This window comes from Centipeda infelix ATCC 43532, assembly GCF_000234095.1.
GTDB lineage: Bacteria > Bacillota > Negativicutes > Selenomonadales > Selenomonadaceae > Centipeda > Centipeda infelix.
Map to the genome: position 1 here is coordinate 114257 of NZ_JH376799.1, position 26058 is coordinate 140314.

At 55.1% G+C, this 26058-nt stretch carries 26 protein-coding genes and 2 pseudogenes; 17 read left to right on the forward strand and 11 right to left on the reverse strand.

Features of this window, described 5'->3' with window-relative positions; all coding sequences use genetic code 11:
• Positions 1-48: 48 nt before the first annotated feature.
• Positions 49-1395: an amino acid permease gene (locus tag HMPREF9334_RS06610; RefSeq protein ID WP_006692704.1), complete on the reverse strand. Its 1347-nt coding sequence runs from the start codon at positions 1393-1395 to the stop codon at positions 49-51.
• Positions 1396-1548: 153 nt separating this feature from the next.
• Between HMPREF9334_RS06610 and HMPREF9334_RS06615 the strand changes: the two genes are divergently transcribed.
• Both HMPREF9334_RS06615 and HMPREF9334_RS06620 read left to right on the forward strand, forming a co-directional pair.
• Positions 1549-2175, forward strand: coding sequence for a hypothetical protein (locus HMPREF9334_RS06615; protein ID WP_006692705.1), 627 nt, complete (start codon positions 1549-1551; stop codon positions 2173-2175).
• Complete coding sequence (locus tag HMPREF9334_RS06620) at positions 2172-2828, forward strand: IMPACT family protein (RefSeq protein WP_006692706.1); 657 nt, start codon at positions 2172-2174, stop codon at positions 2826-2828. Before HMPREF9334_RS06615 ends, HMPREF9334_RS06620 begins: the two co-directional genes overlap by 4 nt.
• A gap of 27 nt (positions 2829-2855) precedes the next feature.
• Here HMPREF9334_RS06620 and HMPREF9334_RS06625 read toward each other — a convergent pair whose 3' ends face one another.
• Positions 2856-3536, reverse strand: a complete 681-nt coding sequence (locus HMPREF9334_RS06625; protein WP_006692707.1) for a Crp/Fnr family transcriptional regulator — start codon at positions 3534-3536, stop codon at positions 2856-2858.
• Positions 3537-3731: 195 nt separating this feature from the next.
• Here HMPREF9334_RS06625 and HMPREF9334_RS06630 point away from each other — a divergent pair, with 195 nt between their 5' ends.
• The 3 genes from HMPREF9334_RS06630 (at position 3732) to ald (ending at position 7980) form a co-directional block, all read left to right on the forward strand.
• Positions 3732-5081: an MFS transporter gene (locus tag HMPREF9334_RS06630; protein ID WP_039957398.1), complete on the forward strand. Its 1350-nt coding sequence runs from the start codon at positions 3732-3734 to the stop codon at positions 5079-5081.
• A 142-nt stretch (positions 5082-5223) separates the two neighbouring features.
• Positions 5224-6552 carry a threonine/serine exporter family protein gene (locus HMPREF9334_RS06635; RefSeq protein ID WP_006692709.1) on the forward strand — a complete coding sequence of 443 codons (1329 nt, stop codon included), beginning with the start codon at positions 5224-5226 and terminating at the stop codon, positions 6550-6552.
• 306 nt (positions 6553-6858) lie between these two features.
• Positions 6859-7980, forward strand: a complete 1122-nt coding sequence (gene ald, locus HMPREF9334_RS06640; RefSeq protein ID WP_006692710.1) for an alanine dehydrogenase — start codon at positions 6859-6861, stop codon at positions 7978-7980.
• A 75-nt stretch (positions 7981-8055) separates the two neighbouring features.
• On the opposite strand, the gene HMPREF9334_RS12585 is transcribed toward ald, so the two are convergent.
• Positions 8056-8181, reverse strand: coding sequence for a secretion protein HlyD (locus tag HMPREF9334_RS12585; protein WP_245535245.1), 126 nt, complete (start codon positions 8179-8181; stop codon positions 8056-8058).
• A 78-nt stretch (positions 8182-8259) separates the two neighbouring features.
• Here HMPREF9334_RS12585 and HMPREF9334_RS06645 point away from each other — a divergent pair, with 78 nt between their 5' ends.
• The 3 genes from HMPREF9334_RS06645 to HMPREF9334_RS06655 all read left to right on the forward strand — a co-directional run bounded on the left by HMPREF9334_RS06645 (position 8260) and on the right by HMPREF9334_RS06655 (position 11670).
• Entirely contained in the window at positions 8260-9642 is a 1383-nt protein-coding gene (locus tag HMPREF9334_RS06645) for an amino acid permease (protein ID WP_006692711.1), read from the forward strand.
• 155 nt (positions 9643-9797) lie between these two features.
• Entirely contained in the window at positions 9798-10904 is a 1107-nt protein-coding gene (alr, locus tag HMPREF9334_RS06650; RefSeq protein ID WP_006692712.1) for an alanine racemase, read from the forward strand.
• 433 nt (positions 10905-11337) lie between these two features.
• On the forward strand, positions 11338-11670 hold the full coding sequence (locus HMPREF9334_RS06655; protein ID WP_039957400.1) for a hypothetical protein: 333 nt from the start codon (positions 11338-11340) through the stop codon (positions 11668-11670).
• Between the two features lie 75 nt (positions 11671-11745).
• Here HMPREF9334_RS06655 and HMPREF9334_RS06660 read toward each other — a convergent pair whose 3' ends face one another.
• Positions 11746-11934: a hypothetical protein gene (locus tag HMPREF9334_RS06660; protein WP_006692713.1), complete on the reverse strand. Its 189-nt coding sequence runs from the start codon at positions 11932-11934 to the stop codon at positions 11746-11748.
• A 36-nt stretch (positions 11935-11970) separates the two neighbouring features.
• Here HMPREF9334_RS06660 and HMPREF9334_RS11695 point away from each other — a divergent pair, with 36 nt between their 5' ends.
• Positions 11971-12177: a KTSC domain-containing protein gene (locus HMPREF9334_RS11695; protein WP_006692714.1), complete on the forward strand. Its 207-nt coding sequence runs from the start codon at positions 11971-11973 to the stop codon at positions 12175-12177.
• Positions 12178-12349: 172 nt separating this feature from the next.
• On the opposite strand, the gene HMPREF9334_RS06670 is transcribed toward HMPREF9334_RS11695, so the two are convergent.
• Positions 12350-12544: a helix-turn-helix domain-containing protein gene (locus HMPREF9334_RS06670; RefSeq protein ID WP_006692715.1), complete on the reverse strand. Its 195-nt coding sequence runs from the start codon at positions 12542-12544 to the stop codon at positions 12350-12352.
• A 59-nt stretch (positions 12545-12603) separates the two neighbouring features.
• Between HMPREF9334_RS06670 and HMPREF9334_RS12590 the strand changes: the two genes are divergently transcribed.
• From HMPREF9334_RS12590 to HMPREF9334_RS06685, 3 genes are all read left to right on the forward strand, one after another.
• Complete coding sequence (locus tag HMPREF9334_RS12590; RefSeq protein WP_006692716.1) at positions 12604-12756, forward strand: DUF4160 domain-containing protein; 153 nt, start codon at positions 12604-12606, stop codon at positions 12754-12756.
• Between the two features lie 407 nt (positions 12757-13163).
• Positions 13164-13427, forward strand: coding sequence for a type II toxin-antitoxin system RelE family toxin (locus tag HMPREF9334_RS06680; RefSeq protein ID WP_006692717.1), 264 nt, complete (start codon positions 13164-13166; stop codon positions 13425-13427).
• A 14-nt stretch (positions 13428-13441) separates the two neighbouring features.
• Positions 13442-13654: a hypothetical protein gene (locus tag HMPREF9334_RS06685; RefSeq protein WP_006692718.1), complete on the forward strand. Its 213-nt coding sequence runs from the start codon at positions 13442-13444 to the stop codon at positions 13652-13654.
• Between the two features lie 527 nt (positions 13655-14181).
• Here the strand turns inward: HMPREF9334_RS06685 and tnpA are convergent.
• Positions 14182-14475, reverse strand: a pseudogene (tnpA, locus tag HMPREF9334_RS06695) (IS200/IS605 family transposase); the annotation flags it as partial.
• A 166-nt stretch (positions 14476-14641) separates the two neighbouring features.
• On the opposite strand from tnpA, the gene HMPREF9334_RS06700 reads away from it, so the two are divergent.
• From HMPREF9334_RS06700 to aroH, 5 genes and pseudogenes are all read left to right on the forward strand, one after another.
• Positions 14642-15898, forward strand: a complete 1257-nt coding sequence (locus tag HMPREF9334_RS06700) for a hypothetical protein (protein WP_006692720.1) — start codon at positions 14642-14644, stop codon at positions 15896-15898.
• Positions 15899-15939: 41 nt separating this feature from the next.
• Positions 15940-16705: pseudogene (locus HMPREF9334_RS06705) on the forward strand (glucosaminidase domain-containing protein).
• Positions 16706-16723: 18 nt separating this feature from the next.
• Positions 16724-18349, forward strand: a complete 1626-nt coding sequence (locus tag HMPREF9334_RS06710) for an ABC-F family ATP-binding cassette domain-containing protein (protein WP_006692722.1) — start codon at positions 16724-16726, stop codon at positions 18347-18349.
• Between the two features lie 224 nt (positions 18350-18573).
• Positions 18574-20169, forward strand: a complete 1596-nt coding sequence (locus HMPREF9334_RS06715) for an ABC1 kinase family protein (protein ID WP_006692723.1) — start codon at positions 18574-18576, stop codon at positions 20167-20169.
• 3 nt (positions 20170-20172) lie between these two features.
• A complete protein-coding gene (gene aroH, locus HMPREF9334_RS06720; RefSeq protein ID WP_006692724.1) occupies positions 20173-20532 on the forward strand; it encodes a chorismate mutase in 360 nt (119 codons plus the stop codon).
• Between the two features lie 55 nt (positions 20533-20587).
• Here the strand turns inward: aroH and ftsZ are convergent, their stop codons facing one another.
• The 5 genes from ftsZ to murC all read right to left on the reverse strand — a co-directional run bounded on the left by ftsZ (position 20588) and on the right by murC (position 26057).
• A complete protein-coding gene (gene ftsZ / locus HMPREF9334_RS06725) occupies positions 20588-21847 on the reverse strand; it encodes a cell division protein FtsZ (protein ID WP_211204849.1) in 1260 nt (419 codons plus the stop codon).
• Between the two features lie 105 nt (positions 21848-21952).
• Positions 21953-22303, reverse strand: a complete 351-nt coding sequence (locus HMPREF9334_RS06730; RefSeq protein ID WP_006692726.1) for a small basic family protein — start codon at positions 22301-22303, stop codon at positions 21953-21955.
• Positions 22300-23001: a DUF881 domain-containing protein gene (locus tag HMPREF9334_RS06735; RefSeq protein ID WP_006692727.1), complete on the reverse strand. Its 702-nt coding sequence runs from the start codon at positions 22999-23001 to the stop codon at positions 22300-22302. Before HMPREF9334_RS06735 ends, HMPREF9334_RS06730 begins: the two co-directional genes overlap by 4 nt.
• Complete coding sequence (locus tag HMPREF9334_RS06740; protein ID WP_006692728.1) at positions 23002-23730, reverse strand: cell division protein FtsQ/DivIB; 729 nt, start codon at positions 23728-23730, stop codon at positions 23002-23004.
• The gene (gene murC, locus HMPREF9334_RS06745) at positions 23727-26057 is read right to left on the reverse strand and encodes a UDP-N-acetylmuramate--L-alanine ligase (protein WP_006692729.1); all 2331 of its coding nucleotides are present in this window, start codon (positions 26055-26057) and stop codon (positions 23727-23729) included. Before murC ends, HMPREF9334_RS06740 begins: the two co-directional genes overlap by 4 nt.
• Position 26058 lies beyond the last annotated feature (1 nt).

The window sequence follows — 26058 nt, forward strand, 5'->3', positions numbered from 1 at the left end:
TCTACCTCCCCATCCAAAATGCTTTAATCCGATTATAACACCTTACTGTCACCGTCGCAAGAATTTGTAGAGAATCATCGGGACAACGAGCATGGGCACACCGAGATAGAGTGCTGAGCGCAGCTCCGGCACAAAGAGCATGAATGAGAGGCAGAAGACCTGTGCCCAGATGCCGAACAGTGTCACATACGGAAAGAAGGGCATACGGTAGCGCAGGAGTGAGACCGCATCCTCCGCCTCAAGTTTGCGTCGGCGGCGGTACTGGCTCCAGCAGATCGAGATCCATGCCATGGCACCCGAGAAACCCGAGAGCGCGAGCAAATAGGTATAGAGCTCACCGCGCGGATTCATCGCATAGATGGCGATCACGCCCCAACAAAATGCGATGGAGGCATAGATGGCACGCGAGGGGACGCCTTTCTTGCTCAGGCCCTCAAGTACACGCGGTGCCATGCCCATGGTTGCAAGCGCGTGTACCGTACGCGCCGCGCCGTAGAGCCCCGAGTTCGAGCAGGAGATCGCCGCCGTCAGCACAACAAACGAAAAGAGCGCACCGAGATGTGAAAATCCATGTTCCGTGAGTGCCGCCGCAAACGCGCTTTCCTCCAGCGAGGCGTGATCCCACGGCAGAATCGAGATGAGCAGGGTGATCGGTATGATGTAGAGGGCAATGATCCGCCACGTCACGTTGCGCACCGCCGTCGGAATGCTGCGCGCGGGATCAGCGGTCTCCCCTGCCGCAAGACCGATGATCTCTGTCCCTTGGAAATTCACAAGGATAATGACCATCGTAAGCACAATGCTCCAATATCCGTTCGGCGCAAAGCCACCGCTGCCGAGCAGGATGCGTGTCCCGATACAGCCCTCGTCTCCGATGAGCCCGAGACAGATGAGCAATGCGACCACGCTAAAGGCGACGAGTGCAGTCACCTTGATGAGCGAGAGCCAAAACTCGCTCTCACCGAATTTATCGACACGAAACAGATTGAGGATGGTGACGATGAGACCAAAGAATACCGCCCACCAAACCGTTCCAATCTCCGGGAAGAAGCCGTTCATGATGATTCCGGCGGCAATCATCTCCGAGGGCACATAGGAAACCCATGTCACCCAGTATGACCATCCGACCCCGCACGCCCACGTCGCCGAGATGTTCTCGCGCGCATAGACGACAAACGAGCCGGAGAGCGGTTTTTCTACCGCGAGCTCGGCAAGGCAGAGCATAACCGCGAGGACAATAATGCCCCCAAGCAGGTAGGAAATCACAGCGGCAGGCCCCGCCTGTTCGAGCACATAGCCCGTCCCGAGGAAGTATCCACTCCCGATCACGCCGCCGAGAGAGATGAACTGAAGATGTCGGTGCTTCAGCTTCCGTTTCATTGTCGATTCGCCCATAGGCTTTGTAACACAACCTTTCTTCCCACTTCTCCACACGAAAAATTGTGCTTTCATCATACTACAAGAGCGCATGGATTACTACGATTTATTTGACAAAGCCGTAAATTTTTATTATCATTTTACCAGCTACACAAAGGAGGAGCTTGTATTATGAAATTCAAAGCCTTGCTGCTCGCCCTCGCCCTTGTCATCATTATGTCAGGTACGGCGGGCGCGGCTGTCACCGAACATCGTGAGTCGACAACGAACCTCTCCATCGCCTATCCCATTCTCACGGCGGAAGATGGTGTCGTTGCAGCCCCCATCAACGCCGACATCGAGACTCTTGCCGCACGCGTACGCGCAGACTATGAGAGCGGTGCGTTCTATCGCGGAGAACTCGGCTACCGCGTGCATCTGGATGACGAGAACTTCCTGTCTGTGACGTTCACGGATCTGCGCTATGCGCTGCGTGCAAATCAGCCCACGCGTCATGACTACGGTTTCGTCTACTACAAAAAGACCGGGCAGCGTCTGCCGTTCGCGTTCTTCGTCCATGTCACCCCGTCCGATCTCGACGGCGAGGCAGTCAGCGGGCATCTCTACAACGAACAGGGACGCAATACGCCGATTCAGCCGGAGAAGTCCGTCCGCGAAGTCCCAACGAACTACTTCCTCGGCGGGCGCGGCTTCGTCTGCCCGATCTTTCAGGCGGGTGAACTGACGGCAAGTGCAGGGCCGACCTACATCCTGCTTGATGCGGGCATCGTCGACTACTTCAACCGCAAGAACAAATGACGATGGAAGCCTATACGACTATCACGGGGGAGATACCGACGGACGGTGTCTCCCCCGTTTTATACGAGATCCAACGGTCGCGCTTTCTCGCCTACGTCATCCACGCAGAGGATGAGGACGAGGTGCGTACATGGCTGCAGGGCGTGAAGAAGGAACACTATGAGGCGCGCCATGTCCCCTACGCAATGGTGTTCGGAGTGCATTCCGACCGTCAGCGTTCGAGTGATGACGGCGAGCCTGGCGGGACTGCGGGCAGTCCTATCCTCGAGGCAATCAAGGCACGCGGCATCACGAACACCGCCGTCGCCGTCGTTCGCTATTTCGGAGGGATCAAGCTCGGTGCAGGAGGCCTCATCCGCGCATATGCTCATGCGGCGGGCCTTGGACTGGATGCTGCGGCAAAGGTCCGTATGACCCCACTGCAAACGATGTACGTCCGGCTTGACTATGATCTCCTTGCCGTCGTCGAATGCTATGTCCGTGAGGCACAGCTGCTGACGGAGGAAGCTGACTATGCAGACACGGTGACGCTCTCACTGCTCGTACCGACGGGCGACATCGATACCCACCAACGCGCACTCACCGACCTCACCGCGGGGCGTGCGCGCTATCGCCTCGGTGAGCGACGGCATGTCGCAATTCCGCATACATAGAAAAAGCACCTCATGGAGGTGCTTTTTCTATTCGATATTGCAGATCTCCCTGCCGCAGTTCTCGCAGTGGATTTCGTTTTTTAGAAAATCAATGTCCTTGATGAGGATGAGATGCCCACGCATGGCAATCACGCCTGTTTTCTTGAGATCGGCAAGCATACGGTTCAGGCTTTCACGCGCCGACGCGGAGTAGTTCGCGAGCTCCTGATTCGTCAGCGGTACGGAGATCAGAACGCCCTCCTCCGTCTCCATCCCGTAGCTGTTCGCGAGGCGGATGAGCGTCGAGTAGAGTGCTCCTTTCTTCCCGTAGAGCACGAGGTCGCGGAACTTCAGGTGCTGCTTGCGCATGTGCATACCGATCAGCTTGAGCAGTGCGATGGAGAGATGCGGATGTTTTTCCAGATACGCCTGCAGGACGGGAAACTCGATCGCATAGACCTCCGCAGCACTGCGCGCGACCGCACTGAAGATGTAGGTCGGCTCTTCCTCATAGATCGGCAGCTCGCCGATGATGCTCCCTCTCGTCGCCAGACGCAGGGCGAGCACGCGTCCGGACTCGCCGTATTTCACAATGAAAATATGCCCCGAGCGCACAATGTAGAAATAGCGTGCCGATGTGCCCTCACGAAACAGATACGCCCCATCGTGCAGCGATATCACCTTCCCCGGGATCGACATCATCTCCCGAATGAGCGCCTCCTGGTCCACGAACCTCTCCTCCATTCCTGTCTATAGAGAATGTCCATTGTATTTTTTAATATTATCGAAAAAACTATTAAAAACCTGTGACATCGGTCACATCCAAGCGAAAAATTTTTCACTATAATTTTTTTGTATCAACGTTATAGGAAACTCTGATAAGGCACAATCCCCTCGGAGCTTCACGAAATCATCATGGGAGAGATGCAAATGGAAAGCAAGGACATCCTCGCTGTGCTCGGCGAGAATCCGTCACGGCGCGACATCCTCGCGCATTGGAATCCGGAGGACGAGGCATTCTGGAAAAAATACGGCGAGCGCGTCGCAAAGCAGAACCTCTACACCTCCACATGGGCACTGACCCTCGCCTTTGTCGCGTGGACGATGTGGGCGACCATCGCCGCTCAGCTCAATCAGGTGGGCTTTCACTTCACGGACAACGAGATCTTCACGCTCGCAGCACTGCCGGGTCTTGTCGGCGCAACGGGGCGTCTCGTCTACACCTACCTGCCCGCCATGGTCGGCGGACGCAACTGGACGTTCTTCTCGACCGCCCTCCTGCTTGTTCCGCTCATCGGGCTCGGCAATGCCCTCACGGACACGAGCACGACCTATGACACCTTTGTCATGCTCGTCGCGGGTATCGGCATTGCGGGCGCAAACTTCTCCTCGTCGATGGCAAACATCGGCTTCTTCTTCCCGAAGTCGCAGAAGGGACTTGCCCTCGGCATCAACGCAGGCATCGGCAATCTTGGCGTCTCGCTCATCTATCTGACTGCGCCCATGCTCCTCGGGGCGAGCTTCGGCGGGCTCTTCGGTGCGCCGCTCATCAACGCGGCGGGCAAGGAGGTCTACCTCCAGAACGTCTGCTACTTCTGGGCGATTCCGACGGCACTCACCCTCATCCTCGTCTGGATGTTCATGGACAACCTGCCCATCCCGAAGCAGAGCCCGCGCAGCATGATGTCGATCTTCGGCAACAAGCACACATGGCTCATCACCGTCATCTATACCTGCGGATTCGGCTCGTTCATCGGCTACTCCGCAGCACTCGCCCTTCTCGTCAACCGTGAGTTCCCCGAGGTCTCGTTTGCCTATGCAGCGTTCCTCGGTCCGTTCATCGGCGCGGGCGTACGCCCCATCGGCGGCTGGGTCTCGGACAAGGTCAACAGCGGCTCGAAGGTCACGTTTTACTCACTGCTCCTCATGCTCGTTGCCTGTGTCGTCACCATGCTCGGCATTCAGGCGCACAACTTCGCGCTCTTCTTCGGCTCGTTCCTCGTCCTCTTCTTCTCGACGGGGTTCATCAATGCGGCATCGTTCCGCATGATCCCATTCGTCTTTGACAGCCCCGTGCACGCCTCGCTCGTCACGGGATTCACGGCGGCGATCGCAGCCTACGGCGCGTTCCTCATTCCAAAGATCTTCGGTTGGGCGTACAGCACGCAGGGCAGTGTTATCCCCGCGTTCTACATCCTCATCGCCTTCACCGTCATCACCATTATCATAACCTATGTCTTTTACGCACGCAAGGGCTCCGGCATCAAATGCTGAATCCCGCGTGAGCAAAGAGGCTGCTCTTGAAAGGGCAGCCTCTTTTATTGGGAAAATTTATATGCCCTTCACATTCCTCCATTTCACGCACACGGCGGACTGTGGTATAATATGCAGAGATGGGAAAGCTATAGGGGGAATTATGGAAATCGAAGCAATCAAAAATGCATCGCAGGACAGCAATAAAATGCTGAACCACAAGATGAAGATCCTGCTCGACATTGGACAGACACTCATGGAGAACGGGGCGGACTGCGCACGCATTGTACGCGATATGCGGCGTGCCGCCGTCCATCTGCGTATTCCTGCTGCACAAATCCAATCACATGTCACCTATACGACACTCATGCTCTGTGTCAGCGACGGCGAGCGTTCCTTCACGCAGTTCCGCAAATGTCTGAAACACGGGGTCAACCTCGCCGTCATCGCCGCCGTCAGCAAGCTCACATGGCGCGTCTTGCGCGGCAATACGCCGCTTGCACCGATCGAAAATGCAATCAACCGTATCCGTGAACGAGCCCTCTGCTATCCCGACTGGGGCATCGCACTCGGAGCCGCCGTCGGCTCGGGAGGCTCGTGCAAGCTCTTCGGCGGCAGCTGGATCGAGGCACTCGTCGCGACCATTGCGGCACTTATGGGCTTTATCGCCCACCGTACAAGCACAAAATATGCGTTTAATCCGTACGCCTGTGCCATGATTACAGGCTTTGTCGCTACGCTCGGAGCGTGGGCAATCCCTGCGGCACTCGGTCTGCCGACCATGTGGTACGCACTCGTCGCCTGTACGATCTTCCTGATGCCGGGATTCCCGTCCATCAACGCCGCAAGCGACCTGCTGAACCGCTTCACCACCTCCGGCATGACGCGTGCAATGGACACCATGCTCATCATCGGCGGCATGACCTTCGGCATCGCATTTGCCATCCTCGTTGCGGGCGTACACAACATCTCTGATGTACACATACAGCCGACAGACACCTACCTCAATCAGGCACTCGCCGCGATCCTCGCGGCGGGCGGCTTCTCCGTCATGTTTAACACACCGAAGAAGCTGCTCGCCATCGTTGCCGTCGAGGGCATCGTCACTATGCTCATCCGCAACGTCCTTATGCTCGAGTTCGGGCTGCCGCAAGCAATCGGCTCCTTTGCCGCCGCCGCCGTCGTCGGCATCGCCGCACTCAAGGTCATCCACATCGTCCACACGCCGAATACCCTGCTCATCATCCCGCCCGTCATCCCCCTCATCCCCTGCGTCCTCCTCTACCGCCTCCTCTTCGCAGTTCTCCACATTCAGACCATCTCCGTCGAGGAACTGCTCGAGGCTCTGCGGTTCGGTGTCGACGGTGTCACAATCATCCTCGCCGTCGTCGTCGGTGTCTCCATCCCGAACATCTTCATCCAGAAGCGCATGGAGACACAGCAGCAGCGCGAGATTGATGCCATCCTTGCACGCCGTGCAGCAGAGGAGTAACGCATACGAACAGAAAACCATCTGATATTTTCCATACAGATGGTTTTCTGCCTCATTATCGCAAAAGAATATAGAGGGCGCTGATAGAATCATAATTTTTATAAATTTTAGGAATGCTCGTATTTGCTTGTTGTATCTGGAGTTGCGGGGATAAGAAAGGACTTTGGCGTGAAAAAAATCACTTTTACTACTTGACAAAAGTGTCTGAATTATAATAAAATCTCAAACAGGGTATACCTTTAGAAATCCCCCTAGCCGTTTCAAACCTTCTGTATTTTTATCTATCTGTAGTAGGAGGAAAAAAACATGATTGTTGGCGTTTCGAAGGAAATCAAAAACAATGAGTTCCGCGTCGGTATGACCCCTTCGGGTGTCGAGGCGATGCGCCGTGCTGGTCACACGGTTCTCATCGAAGAGGGCGCCGGTGTCGGCAGCGGCTTCACGGATGCCGATTACAAGGCTGTCGGCGCTGAGATCGTCTCGGACAAGAAGGCTCTGTTTGATCGCTCTGAAATGATTGTTAAAGTAAAGGAGCCGCTTGAATCCGAGTATGACCTCTTCCACGAGGGACAGATCCTCTTCACCTACCTCCATCTCGCAGCTGAGCCCCACCTCACCCAGGCTCTTCTCAAGAAGAAGGTTGTCGGCATTGCCTATGAGACGGTTCTCGGCAAGAATGGCCGTGGTCTCCCCCTGCTTGCTCCGATGAGTGAGATTGCAGGTCGTATGTCCGTTCAGATCGGTGCACAGTTCCTTGAGAGCCGTTACGGCGGCAGCGGCGTTCTGCTCGGCGGTATCGCAGGCGTCTCCGCCGGTCAGGTCGTCATCATCGGCGGCGGCAACGTCGGCACAAACGCTGCTAAGATCGCTGTCGGTCTTGGCGCACGCGTCACGGTGATCGATCTTTCGATCGAGCGTCTCCGTGAGCTCGATGACATCTTCGGCGGCCGTATCGTCACCGAGTACTCCTCGAGCTACAACATCGCAAAGTGGGTCAAGGAGGCAGATCTCCTCGTCGGCTCCGTTCTCATCCCGGGCGCTCGTACCCCGATCCTCGTCACTGAGGAGATGATCAAGACGATGAAGAAGGGCTCCGTTGTCGTCGACGTTGCAATCGACCAGGGCGGCTCCATCGAGACCTGCGATCACTGCACGACGCACGAAAATCCGACGTTCGAGAAGCATGGCGTCGTCCACTACTCCGTCGCAAACATCCCGGGTGCTGTTTCCCGTACGTCCACACTCGGTATCACAAACGCAACGATCTCCTATGCGGTTGACATCGCAACGAAGGGCTACAAGGCTGCTCTCCAGCAGGTTCCGGGTCTCAAGTACGGTCTCAACACCATCGACGGCCACCTCACGAACGAGGCGGTTGCAAAGGCTCTGAACCTCCCGTTCAAGCCCATCGATGAGTTCCTTAAGTAATTCTTTTCTCTGACTGCTGAGGGGCTGTTTCACTCCCATATGCTTCCATATGTGCCGTGAAACAGCCCCCTTTTCTTAAGGAAGCACTGATAATTTCAGCCACGCCATCTTAGCGCATCTTTTTCGCCCTGCCATCGTCAACAAATCCTCCACATAGCCCTTGCTATGCGTCCGGTTTGTCTCCTTGACAGGACAAAAAATCTACACCAATCTGACGGGCTTCATTTTATCAGCGATTCCTTAAATAAAAACTGAAAGGATTTGCTTGGAGGTTTTTGTATGTTCTTTAAGAAAAAAACACTGGAGGATTTCAGTGCGCAGCGCGAAGGCAGCGGAATGAAACGCACGCTGAGCACCCTTGACCTTACCTTCCTTGGCATCGGCGGCATCATCGGCTCGGGCGTGTTCGTTCTGACCGGTATCGGTGCCGCACGCTACGCAGGCCCTGGTATTGTATTATCCTTCGTTGCCGCAGGTCTCCTCTGTATGCTCGTCGGACTTGCCTACGCCGAGCTTGCCTCTCTCATCCCCGCTGCGGGCAGTGCGTACGCCTATACGTTCGCATCCCTCGGTGAGGGCATGGCGTTCCTGTGCGGATGGTCTCTGATCATCGGCTACATTGTTACCGCGAGTGCGGTTGCCGTCGGTTTCTCCGCCTACTTCTCAGGAATGATGGCGTCCCTTGGGATGGAGATACCGAAGGCACTCCTCACAACGGCGCCGGAGGGTGGTATCATCAACCTCCCCGCTGTCATCATTACTCTCCTCATCGGCGTTATTCTTGCCCACGGCACGAAGGAGAGCTCGCGCCTCAATGCGATCCTCATCTCGCTCACGCTGTGCGCGATTGTCGGGTACATCGTCGTAACAACGCCCCATATGGACATCGCAAAGAATATGGATCCGTTCCTCCCGTTCGGTGCTGCCGGCATCATGACAGGCGCAGCGGTTGTGTTCTTCTCCTTCATGGGATTCGATACGGTCGCAACCTCCGCCGAGGAGTGCAAGACCCCCGAGAAGAGTCTCCCGATCGGCATCATTGCATCGGTCTTTGTCTGTCTCTGCATCTACGCCGTTGTGGCATTCGTCCTCACGGCGACGGTCAACTACGCAGACCTCGACCGTGCCGACCCGGTGGCATACTGCCTCCGACTCATCGGCTACCCGGGATTTGCAAACCTCGTTACGGTCGGTATCCTCTTCGGTATGATCACGACCCTCATCGTTTACATCTTCGGTCAGGCGCGCGTCTTCTATGCGATGTCGCGTGACGGCTTCCTCCCGAAGGCAATGGCGAATATCCACCCGAAATACGGCACGCCGTACTTCATCACTCTCGTGGGCTCCGTCATCATTGCCTTCATCGCAGGCTGCGTCCCGATGCTCTACATCGTCGAGCTTGCGAACACCGGTGTTCTCGCGGCATTCTTCATCGTCTTTGTCGGACTGATTGCGCTCCGCCGCAACTCCCCCGATCTGCCGCGCACGTTCACGTTCCCGATGCTCTATGTGCTCGCTCCGATCGGTATGGCAGTCTTCCTCTACCTCATCTGGGCACTCTCCCTCGTAACGAACATCACGTTCATTGTGCTCATGGTTCTCGGTTTCTTCTTCTACAACGCCTATGCCCCCTCGCATCGTTGTTGGGAAAGCAAGAAATAAGTTTCATACGGCAACAGAAAACAGCCCGTCCTTATGGACGGGCTGTTTTCTGTTGCCGACAGTAGAAAGTAGAAAGAAGAATACATTGCATAAATCACCTGCATACGCTAAAATGATACCACTAAATCAGAAGTAGAAGCGAAAGGATGTGCCCTATGCCAAGTCGTGCGGCGTGGGTCGAGATCGATCTTGGAGCGATTGCCCACAACTACAAAGAAATTCGCAGACATACGCGAAAAGATGCAGTGCTCTGTGCGGTCGTCAAAGCGGATGCTTATGGGCACGGCGCGATTGCCGTCGCACGCAAGGCGATTGCGGCAGGTGCGGAGTATCTCGCTGTCGCGACGATTTCCGAGGCACTAAAGCTGCGTGAGGCAGGCTTTACCACACCGCTCCTCATCCTTGGGCTGACGAAGCCGGACAGCTCCTTTGACATCGTGGATTCAGGGCTCACACAGACGGTCTGCCGCCTCGACCTCGTACAGGCACTCTCTGCGGAGGCGGTCGCACAGGGAAAAAAGGTCAAAGTACATATCGCCGTAGATACAGGTCTCGGTCGCATTGGCGTACGTCCCGAGGATGCCGTGCACTTTGCACGCATCATCACAGCAATGCCGGGCATCGAACTTGAGGGAATTTTCTCCCACTTTGCACTTGCGGATATCACAGACAAAACCTTTACGATGGAACAGATCCGCCTTTTTCAAGAGGCGTGCGAGGCAATCGAGGCGGCAGACATCCACATTCCGATTCGCCACATCGCGGAGTCTGCAGCGATCCTCGATCTGCCCGACGTGCATTTCGACATGGTGCGTGCAGGCATCCTCCAATACGGACTGTGGCCCTCGGATGAAGTCACACATCCGTTGGACCTGCGCCCCGCGATGAAGTTCTGCGCACGCATTGTCTACATCAAAACCATCCCGTCGGGCACATCCATCGGCTACGGACGCAATTTTATCGCAGAGCGCGAGAGTCGTATCGCAACGATCTCAGTCGGCTACGCGGACGGTTATCTGCGTGCATACGCAGGCGGCTGCGTGGAGGTGTGCGGCAAACGTGCACCGATTGCAGGGCGCATCTGCATGGATCAGTGCATGATCGACATTACGGACATTCCCGAGGCAAAGCTCGGCGATGTGGTGACACTCTTCGGCTCGGACACGCTCACGGCGGATGATCTTGCCCGCTGGGCAAACACGATCAGCTACGAAGTGCTCTGCCTCGTCTCTAAGCACGTCTCGCGCATCTATATGGAATGATGTGATGTTCTCTTGAGGGGCTGTACGAAACCGTAAACTTCACGCAGCACGCCATTTTTGTTATGGAAGCAATCATTCTGATTTGTGAAATTTTCTTCTTTGTGATAAAAACAGAACTCCATGTAAGGAGACGATATAGAAAGCAAAGCAACAAATTTGCAACCCCAGTAATAACAAGGCTTCACGGGAATAACATCGTGATTTTTACACAAAGACGAAATAGCAATATAGAGGACGAATCATGGTATTTTGTAGGTAAATTGTAGACAAGTGTAGACAACAACATGAGAGACAGCGCACATTGCGCTGTCTCTCATGTTGTTTTTTGCTTGAATTTACAATCTAAGTGCAACAGGCAGTAAAAAAGAAAACGTGACACATAGGAAACTGATACAAGAGGTTTTCAAAGACCACATTGATCAAGGAGTATCCTATGATCTCTCACAATCTGGAATACTGGGACGACGAAGTATTGCAGCTTTACCCTGCTCTTTATGAGGCATTTCTTGATATGCTTGAACATGATAACAGAAATAAAGATTATGCTCATGCACCCGAGAAATTTTACGAAGCATTCCGCGACATCAGCCTCAGTAGCCTAAAACATACGCAAGCCATAGCGCGAGAGATGTACATGCCGCCCCTACGCACAGCTTTGTACGAAAACTACCATTGCAGTGCTCAAAGGCATGAAGAGTGGATTGAAGCTCATGAGAAGCTCCTTGTCGATCGTCATAGCCTCTCCTCCTCTCGCAGTTGTTATTAATACCACATATTGTGGGAACGCTTGATTTATTCATCAACATGTTGTAAAATATCAACATGTTGCAAAGAATATGTTCTACACATCTTCTTTGTTCAACTGCATAACGTCCATCAGCTTCCGAACCTCCTCAACGGTGAATCCTGCACCGTCCTCCTGCATCTTTCGATAGAACGTATCACGTCCACCCCCAATGATCTCTCCTGCCGTTTGATAAGTCAGGTCGCTGTATTTCAGCTTTGCTTTGAGCAGCTGCATATCTGCCATAGTTTCCCTTTCTTTTTCATGAAAGGAGGTGAATTTATGAACATGATCCCTGTTACATCTTCCAATGTCGCCTCTATCGGCTACCAGAATGGTGTTATTGAAGTCCACTTTCATAACGGTTATGCTTACCAATACACCGGCACGTCAGAAGTTCTCTTTAACGAGTTTCTGAATGCTTCGTCAAAAGGGAAGTTTGTCCATCAACGTCTGAAAGACCGCTTTCCGACTTATCGCATTCGTTGATAAGAATTGATACGGTCTCCGTAATAACCTTGAACTGTGTGCTCGTTATGATTAGCATGTCATGTGGCGTACAGTTCTTTTTCATGAACGCGATAACAGGTATACAAATCTGTGCCAGCTCCTTATCATTCATCCCCTCACCTCCTCTCGCGATTGTTTTCAAACTTAAAGTTTATATCGTAGGCAAAAAAGTACAGTCTTTGTCAATCTTGTAGAACTGGCACCATGCTGTGAAGTTCCCCTCATCAATGACCGTTTTCCCGTTCTCCCAGTTGACAATAGTCTGTTTGTTTTTACGTAAGAGTCTCGCAACCTCTTCCTGTGTCAGATTGGTATTTACACGGGCGACTTTCAAGCTAATTTTCACTCCCCGTTCCTCCCTTCATTTTTTCTGCCCTTATTATAAATCAATTAAAAGTTTATGTTATGCCGACAATCTCAATGTTCTTCGGAATCATCATTCGTATGTACAACAACAACGAGCACAATCCGCCGCATTTCCACGCGACCTATCAAGGGTATCACGCCGTATCCAACATGGACGGCGACCTCACTGAGAGCGATATGCCGCGCAAATAGCTCAAGCTGATTGCGGCGTGGACAGAGCTATCCCGCGACGAGCTTCTTGCCAAGTGGGAGCTTGCCATGAGTGAACAGCCACTTTACAAGATTGACCCGCTCCACTAGAGAAAGGAGTAGCACCATGAAATAACCTGTATGGATTGTTGAGGACGTAACAGCACGAGAGGACTACACCCTGCTTATTACCTTTACGAACGGCACGCAGCGCATTTATGACACCCGTCCCCCGCTTGAGAAGCCAATCTTCACCCAAAAGCCTCCCCTTCTTCCTACGAGCAAGGGCGGCGTACGGCACAGTCATTTGGAACGATTATGTAGATATCGCACCAGAGCATCTTTATGAGTGTAGCAGGCCCATTGAAGTGGAGAAGATTGCCTAATTCGCGCCGCAAGAAGGAGATTATATGGACATAGAGTTTTCACGCTCTGCAGCGAAGTTTCTGCAATCCGCCGATCGTCCCACGTGCGAGCGCATCAAGGCGGGAATCCTCGGCTTAATGCAGCAGCCGCCCATCGGCGATATAAAGGTATTGCAGGGGTGGAAGCCGGCCTCGTGCCGTCTGCGCATCGAAAAGTATCGGGTTGTCTACAGTTATCTACAAAGAGAAAACGGTGAGACTTATCTCTACATCAGAGATATTGGTGCACGTGACGGGATTTACAAATAAGGAAGGTGATAATCATGACCACACAGGAACAGGAAATTTTGACGATGTATAACACACTGCCAGAGGCAGAACAGGGACTCGCATACGAACTTCTGCGTCGTCTTGTCCTTGCATGGGATCCTGATTTTACAAAACTCACCCCCTCCGAACGCGCGGACTTGGAGGAATCCGAGCGCGATCTGAAGGAGGGGCGCACGGTACGAATGGAAGATATTGACTGGGGTTGAGTCCGCCCGATCTGTACTGCAACGCATCACTTGCATCTCATTGGGGACTTGTGCTATAATGTGCTTGGCAAACGAGGTTAGCATTACGACACACGAAAAGCCCCCAAGGTTCCAGCTTGGGGGCTTTTCTATTCCCATTGTGCAGGCGGGCTTAACGCCTAGGCTTGTTGCCTTTTTCTCATCCGTCAAGCCATTTGCAGAGATAGTGGCAGACTATCCCCGCCAGGACGGAGAGTAAAAACGAGATTAGCATACTCGACACACCTCCTTCCCGTGCCGGTATGGAGGAGGCAACGCACTCAGTATACCATAGTTCCAACACAATTTGGAAAGGAATTCTATCGCACCTGCATTGAAACAAGTGTCAATGCATATGTAAATTTATAAAATCAAAACCACCAGTTGAACTGGTGGTTTGAACAGGCCCTATAAGGGCCAAATACTTGTGGTAGCACCTTAAAAGGTGCACCGAATGGGTTCTGACAACCACACTATTATCACGGGCAGCCCCCTACTCGGGGGCATTTTTATTTGCCTTTCTCACTCCTGCTACCCGTAAACGGGTCAACAAACTCTTTTAGGCTTAATTGGTCTGCCATAATATCCTCCTGTAACTGATTCTTGATATAATCCTTGATTGCATTTTCATATTTCCCAACAGTATCAACATAATATCCGCGACACCAAAAATGTCGATTCCCGTATTTGTACTTCAGGTTCGTGTGTCGGTCAAACACCATCAAGCTGCTTTTACTTTTCAAGTAGCCCATAAACCCAGAGACACTCATATGCGGCGGTATGGTTACCAACATATGATGCAGGAGACAGCCCGCCTCTTCGGTGAGATTGTAGGCAAGTAGTTTTGTAGACAAGTTGTAGACAAATGCTCCTTGTTGTCTTCTAAGCCCTTGAAATTAAAGGGGCTCTTTCTAAATCACTTATTTTGTGATAAAATAAAAATGCTTTGGTGTACACGGGAGGGCCGATATGGACGGTGAAAAGGACAAACTGCACACCGCACTCGGTCGTGCGTTCATACTCGTTTCCGTCGCCGCGCTTACCCTCGTGCTGACAGCCTCGCTACTCGCACGTGCGGGGATTCCTTTTGCTGCGACGTACGCGGTCTCTGTCATTGTGTGTATCCTTGGAACGCTTACGGCATCGCGCGAAAGACATACGCTGCTCACACTCCCATCTCCGGCTATCATCAGCTGGCTGGTCTACGAGGAGATTATCGCGCATGGCATGGCATGGCAGGAAATTCTGGGCATAGCAGCTATTGTTTCACTGCTCGGCGCTCTCCTCACGTACATGAGATACACCACTCGACTGGTGTATGCACTGCCTGCGATTGTCCGCATAGGACTTGTGGCGGGTCTTGGTCTTACACTGCTCATAACTTCGGCGCTCTATGCGCGTATCTTGCTCCCATCTCCGTGGGCACTCACGATGGGCGGAACGCTCAGTGATCCGCTCACCTACTTCACGCTTGCGGGCATACTGCTCGTACTCGTACTGTACGCACGGTCGGTACACGCAGCCCTGCCGCTCGGCATGCTGCTCATTGCCCTTCTGACATGGGCGGAGGGTTTCTGGGAGATCCCCGCTGCGCCATTTCTCGCACCCGATGTCATTTCTCTGCCATTTGTCCTGATACTTCCGCAGACGGATTTGTGCACGGCAGCGTCACTCGGTTTGACTCTTCTGTTCGCACTCCTCATCGAAAATACGGCAGTACTTGCGGTGCAGACAGACACAACGAAAGACACGCACCTCCTTGCAGGGCTCTTTACCGTAAGCAGCTGTGCGGCGCTCATCGGTGCATTTCCGCTGACGGCTGCGCCGATCTCTGCCGCTCTGCCGACGGAAAAAGAGCCGCGCCGTATTGCAGGCATTCCACGGACTGCCCTGCTTTCTGCGCTCCTATTGCTTGCACTTCTGCCCTGTGCACCGCTTCTTACGGCACTCGCAGATTTCCCCGCTGTGCCCGCAATTGCACTTGCCATCATGGGACTAATGCTGCTCGTACGCGGTCTGCGGATGCTGAGATCCACTGCGAATATTTCCATGCGTGAGGGAGCTGTGATTGCAACATTTATTCTCGCTGCATACGATATCAAGACGGGGCTGACGCTTGCTCTCTTCACATGGACACTGCTCACGGCAGCGCGCGGGGAATATGTCCCGCGCATGACATGGGGGCTGACTGTCCTGTTTTCCGTTTTTTTCCTGCTGAAACAATAGGGAGTTTTGCTCCTCAAAAATAAATTTGGGAGGTTCATCTTTTGCGAAAGGATTTTCTTCTGCGCGGCTCTCTTGCCGCTGCCCTGATGGGGCTTTGCATTTTGACGATGACGAACGGCGAGGCACGCCGTACACACGATCCTGAAACGAGCACAAAGATCCGCACAGAACGAGGCACTGCGGACGCGGACAGCAATGATTTCCGCTCGCGCATCGATGCACTCATGAAAGAGGCGAAGGCGGCGGAACTCGAACAGAATCAGAAGCCACTCTTCAGCGTTCCACAGACGCTCTCGGAGTATGACACTGCCATCATCGGTACACCGCTCGCAAGTCAGGAGCAGTGCGTAAACTACCTCCTCAGTGTGAATCCATATCCTGCGATCTCCGTCACACCGCGCGAACTGGTCGCCTACTACTACGAGGAAGGGACACGCGAGGGCATCCGCCCCGATGTTGCCTTTGCACAGGCACTCAAGGAGACCGGATTCTTCCGCTACGGCGGCACGGTAACCCCCGATCAGAACAACTACTGTGGACTCGGCACAACGAGTGCAACGGTCAAGGGCGCATATTTTGCAAACTCCCGCATTGGTGTGCGCGCGCACATCCAGCATTTGTCTCGCATACGCGTCGACGCGTCAGCCCATTCAGCCCGTGGTTGACCCCAGATATGACCTCGTACGAAATGTTTACGGAACGAACACGCTTGGGAATTGGCAAGATCTCAACGGACGCTGGGCAGTTCCCGGGGACTCGTACGGTCAGAGCATCCTGTCGATGTTTCGCGCAATCCTGCGCAACTAGAGAAGGAGAACGGAAAGCATGATAACAGTCAACAACCTGAGCCTGCAGTTTGGAAAACGCGTCCTCTACAAGGATGTCAACCTGAAATTCACGCCCGGCAACTGCTACGGTATCATCGGCGCGAACGGTGCAGGAAAATCCACCTTCCTCAAGCTCCTCTCGGGCGAGATCGAACCGACGGGTGGCATCGTTGACATCACCCCCGGCGAACGCCTCGCTGTTCTGCAGCAGGATCACTATGCCTACGACGAGGTCGAGGTGCTGCGCACGGTCATCATGGGACATCCGCGCCTTGTGGAGATCATGGACGAGAAGGATGCACTCTATGAAAAGCCGGACTTCTCCGACGAGGACGGTATGCGTGCCTCGGAGCTTGAGGCAGAGTTTGCCGAACTCGACGGCTGGAACGCGGAGACGGAGGCGGCACAGCTGCTCAACGGTCTCGGTGTGCCCGACGCAAAGCACACGCTCAAGATGAACGAAATCTCCCCCTCGGAGAAAGTGCGCGTCCTGCTCGCACAGGCACTCTTCGGCTCGCCCGACATTTTGCTTCTCGACGAGCCGACGAACCACCTCGATGTGAGCTCGATCAACTGGCTCGAAAACTTCCTCGGTGAGTTCCCGAACACGGTCATCGTGGTCTCTCATGACCGTCACTTCCTCAATCAGGTCTGCACTTACATCTGCGATGTCGACTTTGGCAAGATCTCGCTCTTTGCCGGCAACTATGACTTCTGGTATCAGTCCAGTCAGCTTGCCCTCCAGATGGCAAAGGATGCAAACAAGAAGAAAGAGGAGAAGATCAAGGAGCTCCAGACCTTTATTCAGAGGTTCTCGGCAAATGCGTCGAAGTCGCGTCAGGCAACCTCACGCAAGAAGCTGCTCGACCGCATCACGCTTGACGATATCAAGCCGTCCACGCGCCGCTATCCGTACATTGCATTCACCCCCGACCGCGAGGCGGGAGATCAGCTACTCACCGTTGAAGGGCTTTCGAAGGAGATCGACGGCCGCCAGCTCTTCAAGAATGTCAGCTTTACGCTCAAGAAGGGCGATAAGGTTGCCTTCGTCGGTCCCAACGGCGCGGCAAAGACCATGCTGTTCAAAATTCTCATGGGCGAAGAAGAAGCGGATGAAGGTACGTTCAAGTGGGGTGTCACGACCACGCAAACCTATCTCCCGTCGGACAATAGCTCGTATTTCGATGACGTGAAACTCAACCTCGTCGACTGGCTGCGTCAGTACTCGAAAGACCCGGACGAGACATTTGTGCGCGGCTTTCTCGGGCGTATGCTCTTCTCGGGCGAAGAGAGCCAGAAGCGCGCCGAGGTGCTCTCGGGCGGCGAGCGCGTGCGCTGTATGCTCTCACGCATGATGCTCTCAGGCGCGAACGTCCTGCTCTTTGACGAGCCGACCGACCACCTCGACCTCGAGTCCATCACTGCACTCAACAACGGGCTGATGGCCTTTGGCGGCACGATTCTCTTCGCCTCGCGCGACCACGAGTTCACGCAGACCGTTGCGAACCGCATCATCGAGATCACTCCTGTCGGGGTCGTCGACCGCATCTCGACCTACGACGAATTCCTCAGCAACGAGACCGTGAAGCAGCAGCTTGCGGAGAAGTACAAAGCGGCGGAATAAGTGTAAATTGCGTGGATGTGCATGATGCCAGTCCCGTAGCAAACCCTAGTGAAGCAAGCGGAAACAAGGGCACGTTCTGCCCCCTGCGGATTTTATTCGTTCAAGCGAAGCGCGTTTGGAATCCGCAGGTATTTAGGCAGATAAGTGCCCGACCGCTTGCGTAACTAAGCGTTTGCGAGGGACGGCATCACAACCAATACGGCGGTAATGCAGGAGGTGAGATCATGCTTGGCACACTCTTACAAGGTACGGAGAACAAGAACGCTGCCCTGCGCCTGCGCGAGATGGTGACCGTTCTGCGCCGCCACGACATTGTGCATGGTCTGACCCCTGCGAAGCTGCGCGCCATCTTCGAGGATCTCGGTCCCACCTTTGTGAAGTTCGGACAGATCATGAGTATGCGCCCCGACTTTCTCCCAACCGAGTACTGCGACGAACTGATGAAACTGCAGACAGGCGCACGTCCCCTCCCCTTCCCCGTCATCCTCTCCATCGTGGAGCAGGAGTACGAACGCGACTGGAACAAGGTATTCCGCGCGATTGACAGCACGCCGCTCGGCTCTGCGAGCATCGCACAGGCGCACCGTGCAACCCTCACCTCGGGCGAGGAGGTCGTCATCAAAGTACAGCGCCCCGGCATCCACGAGATCATGCGCATGGATCTTACGCTCATGAAGCGTGCTGCGACCATCATACGCCTGGTCAGCCGTGACGATGTTGTGGATTTCCGCACCCTCATGGACGAGATGTGGAACATTGCAAAGCAGGAGATGGACTTTCTCATCGAGGCGGGACACATCGAGGAGTTTGCGCATCTGAACCGCGACAATCCCTTCATCTCCTGCCCACGCGTCCTGCGCGACCTCTCCACCCAGCACATTCTCGTCATGGAGTACATCGACGGTATCCCACTTGATCAGACCGATGCCCTGCACGCAATGGGTGTCAACGTCACGCAGATCGGTCGACGGCTCGGCGAGAACTACGCAAAGCAGATCATCGAGGATGGATTCTTCCACGGAGACCCCCACCCCGGCAACATTCGTGTGCGCGGCGGTACGATTGTCTGGCTCGATCTCGGTATGATGGGCCGTCTCAGCAACCGTGACCGCACGGCTCTGCGCCGTGCGATCCTCGCGCTCGCGACCCATGACACATTTGAAATGAAAGCAGCTGTGATCGCCCTCGGCATCGTCAAGGGACGCATCAACCACGCGCAGCTCTATCAGGACATCGACGTAATGATGGAGCAGTACGGCTCTCTCGACTTCACCGACGTACACATGGGGGTGCTGACGAATCAGATTCTTGGCATTTTGCGTATGCACCGCATCGGCTGTCCGAGCGGGCTTGCCATGTTTGCGCGCGGGGTCATGACGGTCGAAATCGTCATGCGCCGCTATGCCCCCGAAGTCAGCTTTCTCGAGATCTTTGCACGCAGCCTCTCCCTCGGCATCGTGCAGGGCATGACGTGGCGCGAGGGGATGACAAAGGCGAAGCAGGAGGGCATCATGCTCCTGCGCAAATCCGTCCAGATCCCCGAACAGCTCGCCGACCTTCTCAAGATGACGATGAGCGGGCAGACAAAGCTCAACATCGATCTCACGGGCTCGGAAGAACCCGTCCAACGCCTCGACAAGATGATGAACAAGCTCATCATCGCCCTCCTGTGCGCTGCCCTCCTCATCGCCTCAAGCACGATCTGCACAACAGATATGAAGCCGCAGCTCAGCGGCATCCCCATTCTCGGTATCCTTGGCTATCTCATCGCATTCATCCTGAGTATTCGGCTGATCTGGAACATCCATAAGGGAGTGTAGAGTATGCGCGGTATACGCGGCGCCATCACCGTCGGGCGCAATGACAAAGAAGAGATCTGGCAGGCAACACAGGAACTAATGACGGAGATTCTGCATGCCAATGATATTGCTCCTGCTGACATTGGCGCAGCGATCTTCAGTGCCACCGAGGATCTGACGGCGGCATTCCCGACGACAGGCGTGCGCCATATTGCAGGCTTTGACCTTGTCCCCCTCTTCGACGCACGCCAATGCGCTATCGACAACAGCCTGCCGCGCTGCATCCGCGTCCTTCTCCTTGTCAACACGGACGCAGCGCAGAACGACATTCACCACGTCTATCTGCGTGCAGCGGCAAGACTTCGCCCCGACCTCGAGGGGTAGTATCTCCAAATAAAAAACACCGCGATGCGGTGTTTTTTATTTGTCGCATTCGTATTTATCTGCGGCGCATCCACTCGGGAATATCAATGATATCCGTACCGTTGGAACTCGCATTCGTCTCTACAACATTCATACGGCGGTTGTTTGCCGTAGTGCCAAGATTTGGAGGAACAATCGCTGCAGCGGGACGTGCCTGTGCCTGCGGCGGTGTCGGTTGTGCCGACTGGGCAGGGGACGCTTTGGGCGCAGGCGCACTGGTCATGCCCGGCATGGAAATCCAGTCCGCACCAAGTCCAAGATCCGGCTCGGCAATGCCACCCATTCCGTTGTCTGTGAGGCCAAAGCCCGTCGCTACAACAGTAACGCGCACGCTGTCCTCCAGATTCTCATCAACACCGATGCCCCAGATGATATTTGCCTGCCGTCCGTTCGTCGCATTCATGATGACACTGTTCAGCCATTCGGATGCCTCATTGACCTCGAACATACTGAGATTCTTCGAACCTGTGAAGTTCATAATGACGGAGGTCGCGCCCTCGATGCTCGTCTCCAGCAGCGGCGACTCAATCGCCGCCTTTGCCGCCGCAACGGAGGCACCCTCGCCGCGTGCCTCGCCGATGCCCATGATCGCCGCGCCGCCATTTGCCATTGTCGTCTGAACGTCCGCAAAGTCGAGGTTAACGACACCCTGATTCGTGATGAGATCAGTGATGCCCTTGACCCCCTGCCAGAGCACATTGTCGACCTTACTGAACGCCTCGGTAACAGGCGTACTCTTGTCGATGATCTTCATGAGGCGGTCGTTCGGAATCGTAATAATCGTGTCAACGTGCTGCTGCAGATTCGTAATGCCCAAGTCCGCATTGTGCGCACGTGTCATGCCTTCGTACGAGAAAGGCCGCGTCACAACAGCAACGGTGAGTGCACCGAGCTCACGCGCACACTCGGCGACAATAGGAGCAGCCCCCGTGCCTGTACCGCCGCCCATACCGGCAGTGATAAAGACCATATCCGCGCCGCGCAGAGCTTCGACAATCTGATCGCGGCTCTCCATCGCCGCCTTCTCGCCGATCTCGGGACGTGCACCCGCTCCAAGTCCGCGCGTGCTCTTCCCGCCGATCTGAATACGCACTGCAGCCTTCGCCTTCAGGAGAGCCTGTGCATCCGTATTGATCGCAACGAATTCAACGCCCTGCAGACCGGAGTCAATCATATTATTTACCGCATTACCGCCGCCGCCGCCCACACCGACAACGATGATCTTTGCGAGTTCCTCAAAGTTATCATCCATTTCGAACACAGCTTCAGCCTCCATATCGTGCCTATATCGTTCTTTTTTTCAAAAAACAATAGTTATCCTCGCATATTTTACCATGAAAATAAATATTTTTCTATAGCAGGTAAAATTTTTTAGATAATTTTATTGTGCACCATCGCGATAGTCCTTGAGCAGATAGCGGCGCAGGATCGCAAGGTTCTTGAAGATGCGGAAGCCGAACGCGAGCAGTGCAACATAGTAGAGATCGATGCCAAGGCGGTCGCCGATAAAGACGAGCGCCGCCGCAAGCAGTGTGTTCGAGAAGAAGCCCGTGACAAAGACGTGCTTGTCAAAGCGCTCCGCAACCGCCGCCCGAAGACCGCCGAACGCCGCGTCCAATGCTGCGACAAGTGCGACGGAGAAGAGTTTCGAGTACGCGAGAGGAATGACAATCGGGCTGTTATAGCCGATGAGGAGACCGATCACGAGGCTCACGATGACGATGTAGATCATTTGCTTCCCTCCTCACGCTCCTCGGTCTCACGTGCATAGCTCTGACGAATACTCCCACGATAGGGCGGAATGTAGACATCATCGCTCACCTTGATATCGAGCTGGATGCCCCAGACGCTCAGCGTCTCAACCACGCCGCCGCGCATACGCAGGGAGTTCTCAAGCGACTTTTTGTCGCCAATGGCGCGGATCTCGAACGGCGCAGACGAACGCACGTTGTTGACTGAGAGCGTCGGTCCTGCGCAGCGGATCTCGGAGATGCCCGTGAGTCGCTGTCCATTGACAGAGATTGCCTCCGCCCCCGCCGCGCGCAGCTCGTTGATGACACGCAGGAGGTCATCGTCGTGAATGACGTAGAGGTTCGGATTTTCCCCGGCCTTTACAGGCTTTGTGCTGTCGTCCATCCGCACGATCACGCCCTCGCCCTCAAGTGGCACAAGTGCGGCACGGTAGCGCAGCATTTCCTGATCCTGCTGATTCCCTGCATCGGCAGCTGCCGCCTGCATCTTGCGCAGCTCTTCGCCGAGCTCGTCGCGCTCGTGCTCCGTCTGGAGCAGACGATCGGAGATCTCCTCGATGCGCTGCTGCGAAAGGCTTCCCTTCCCGTCCTGTGCCGTACGGAACTGCACGGCGATCATAAAGCCGATCAGGACGCAGACGAGGGCAATGAGCCACCCGCCCTTCCAGAATTGTTTCATTTACTTTCCCTCTGTAACTTTATCCGCAAGTTTAATGAATGGCGCGTCATAGCTGAAATCGACATACTCGATCGTATGACGCGTGGTCTTTTGATCCTGTAAAAAATCCTGCGTGAGATTCGCCTTATCCGGAATGTTCTCAAGCTGTCCGAGACGAATCGGCAGAGCACTCTTTGTATAGGCGACAACAGCGGTCGGCACGGTGATATTGACCTCGGAGATCTGATCGATATCTGCAGTGTCGATCCTGCTGAGGAAGTCGATGACACGAGCGACCTGCGCGTTATCGTTGTCATCACCGATGTAGAGGTCGCGCAGCTTTACCCCCGTGATGATGGGGATGTCCGCCCCCTTGAGTGAGCGGTAGCTGGCGATGACCTTCCCCTGACGGTCAAAATCCAGATACCCATAGTCGCAGGCAACCGTCGCCACAGGAACACGCTCCACAATCTCCATCTCGATTTTATTCGGCAGCTGCCGCCGCACGACGGCGGACTCGATGCGCAGATCGTGCAGCAGATTTGTTGTGATGGCATCCGTCTTGACCTCAAAGAGCCGCTCTCCATAGTGGATGCGCGCGATCTCACAGAGCTCTGCCTCGTCCAAATGCACGTTGCCGTGCACAACGAGCTGCTGAAAGGTGAAGAGCGGAGAGTAGACGAGGGCGGCGATGACACCGCTCGCACAGAGTAGGTAGAGCGCTGCCTTCAAAACACGGCGTGAACTCATCGACGGTACCCTGCCATTGCGAGGATCTTCTCGCAGAGCTCGGGGAATTCAATGCCGACCGCACGCGCGGCATCGGGTACGAGCGAGGTCGCCGTCATACCCGGCACGGCGTTTACCTCGATCGCATATGGCTCGCCCTCCTCGCCCAGCATGACATCCAGACGCGCCACACCGGTGCAGCCACACGCGCAGAACGCACGTACGGCGAGATCCTGTACGGCTGCCGTGCACTCCGCCGAAAGCTCTGCCGGTACGATGTGTGCCGAAGCCCCCGGCGTATACTTGCTCGCGTAGTCGTAGCGCCCCGAGGTCGTTGTGATCTCGATGACGGGCAGTGCCTCCGCATCCGTAGGTGTGCCCCAGACAACAACAGTGAGCTCACGCCCACGGATAAACTCCTCGATGAGCACCTCGCTGCCGTAGGAAAACGCCTCGTCGATTGCACTCTGCAAATCCTCTGCTCGCGTTATAATGTAAACACCAATGCTCGATCCCTGCTCGGGGGCTTTGACAACAACGGGCAGTCCAAACTCCGTGCGAATGCGCTCTGCTATGTTCGCATCGTGCTCTCCCGCGCGAATACAGAGGAAGCGTGGTGTTCTGATCCCCTCTGCACGAAAGATGCGCTTCGCTGTCATCTTGTCCATGGTGAGCGCGGCGGCACGCACGCCTGAGCCCGTATAGGGAATCCCGAGCATATCGAGCGTCCCCTGCAGGATACCGTCCTCACCGTATTTCCCATGCAGTGCGTTGAACACAATCGCGGGGTTCAGCTTTTGAATCTCCTCTGCAAACGTCGTTGGCACAAGTTCCATGCCGACGGCGGGATAGTCCTTCGACCGCAGTGCCTCAAGGATCGCAGTCCCCGAGCGGCGGGAGACCTCCGCCTCGGTAGAGGGGCCTCCCATAACGACGACGATCGGACGCTCCCCCGTGCCCGCCGTCCCATTTTTCAGCTGCTCCACGAGGGTCTCACCGACCTCCATGATGTTGCCCGCTCCCATCGTGATGACAAGATCGCCCGCACGGACGTGCTGTGCAAGATACCGCTCAAGGTCGGCACGCTCCGGCAGATAGACCGCATCCTGCCCCGTCTGCTTTGCGACCTCCTCCATCAGCGTCTCGCCGCTGACCCCGGGAATCGGAGCCTCCCCTGCCGCATAGACATCGGTGAGAAGGAGCAGGTCAGCGGCGGCAAAGCAAGCGCCGAACTCCGTGCGCAGGAGATTGGTGCGTGAGTAGCGGTGTGGCTGGAACACACAGATAAGGCGTTTGGGATTCGTTGCACGCGCTGCTGTAAGCGTCACGGCGATCTCCGTCGGATGGTGGGCATAGTCATCCACCACCCAAATGCCGCGCTCCTTTCCCTTCGTCTGGAAACGGCGCTTTGCCCCGTGGAAGCCCGCGAGAGCGTCCTGGATCTGTGCAAACGAAACGTCCGCAAGTCGCGCAACGGCGATGCAGGCGAGTGCGTTGAGGACGTTGTGCCGTCCCGGAATGTTGAGGGAAATACGCCCCAGCTCCGCACCGCGCTCGAATACGGTGAAGGAGATGATCGAGCCGTGCGTCTCGATATCCGCCGCACGGTAGTCCGCCTCCTGATCGATGGCATAGGAAATCACGCGGCGTTTCGTCTCTGCCGCGAGCTTTCGCAGAATTTCATTTTCAAAGCAGAGAATTGCCGTCCCGTCCTCGTCCACCTGCTCGATGAAGGTGCGGAATGCATCGATGATCTTCTCCATTGTCCCGTAGTGATCCATGTGGTCGTCTTCGACGTTCGTCACAACGGCGACGTGCGGACGCAGCTTTAGGAAGGAGCCGTCGCTCTCGTCCGCCTCGGAGACAAGGTAGCGGCTCGTACCGAGCTTCGCGTTCGTGCCGAGGTCGGGCACCTCACCGCCGACGATGATCGTCGGCGACACGCCCACGCGGTCGAGCGTCACGCCGATCATGGAGGTGGTCGTCGTCTTGCCGTGCGAGCCCGCGACCGCGATGCCGTCGTACTCGTTGACAAGTGCGGCGTTGATGTCCGAGCGGTGCAGCTTCGGGATGCGCAGATCCCACGCCGCAATCACCTCGGGGTTATCGTAGGGAATCGCCGTGGAAACGACGATCGCATCCGCGCCGCGCACATTCTCTGCACGCTGTCCGTCCGTCCACACACGCGCGCCGAGACGCACCAGCTCCTCGATGATGGGCGATGTGCCCTGATCGGAGCCCGAGACGTTGTAGCCGAGCAGGAGGAGAATTTTTGCGAGCGGACTCATCCCTGCGCCGCCGATGCCGACAAAATGTATGTTTTGAATCCCCTTCAAGTCCTTGAGCAAG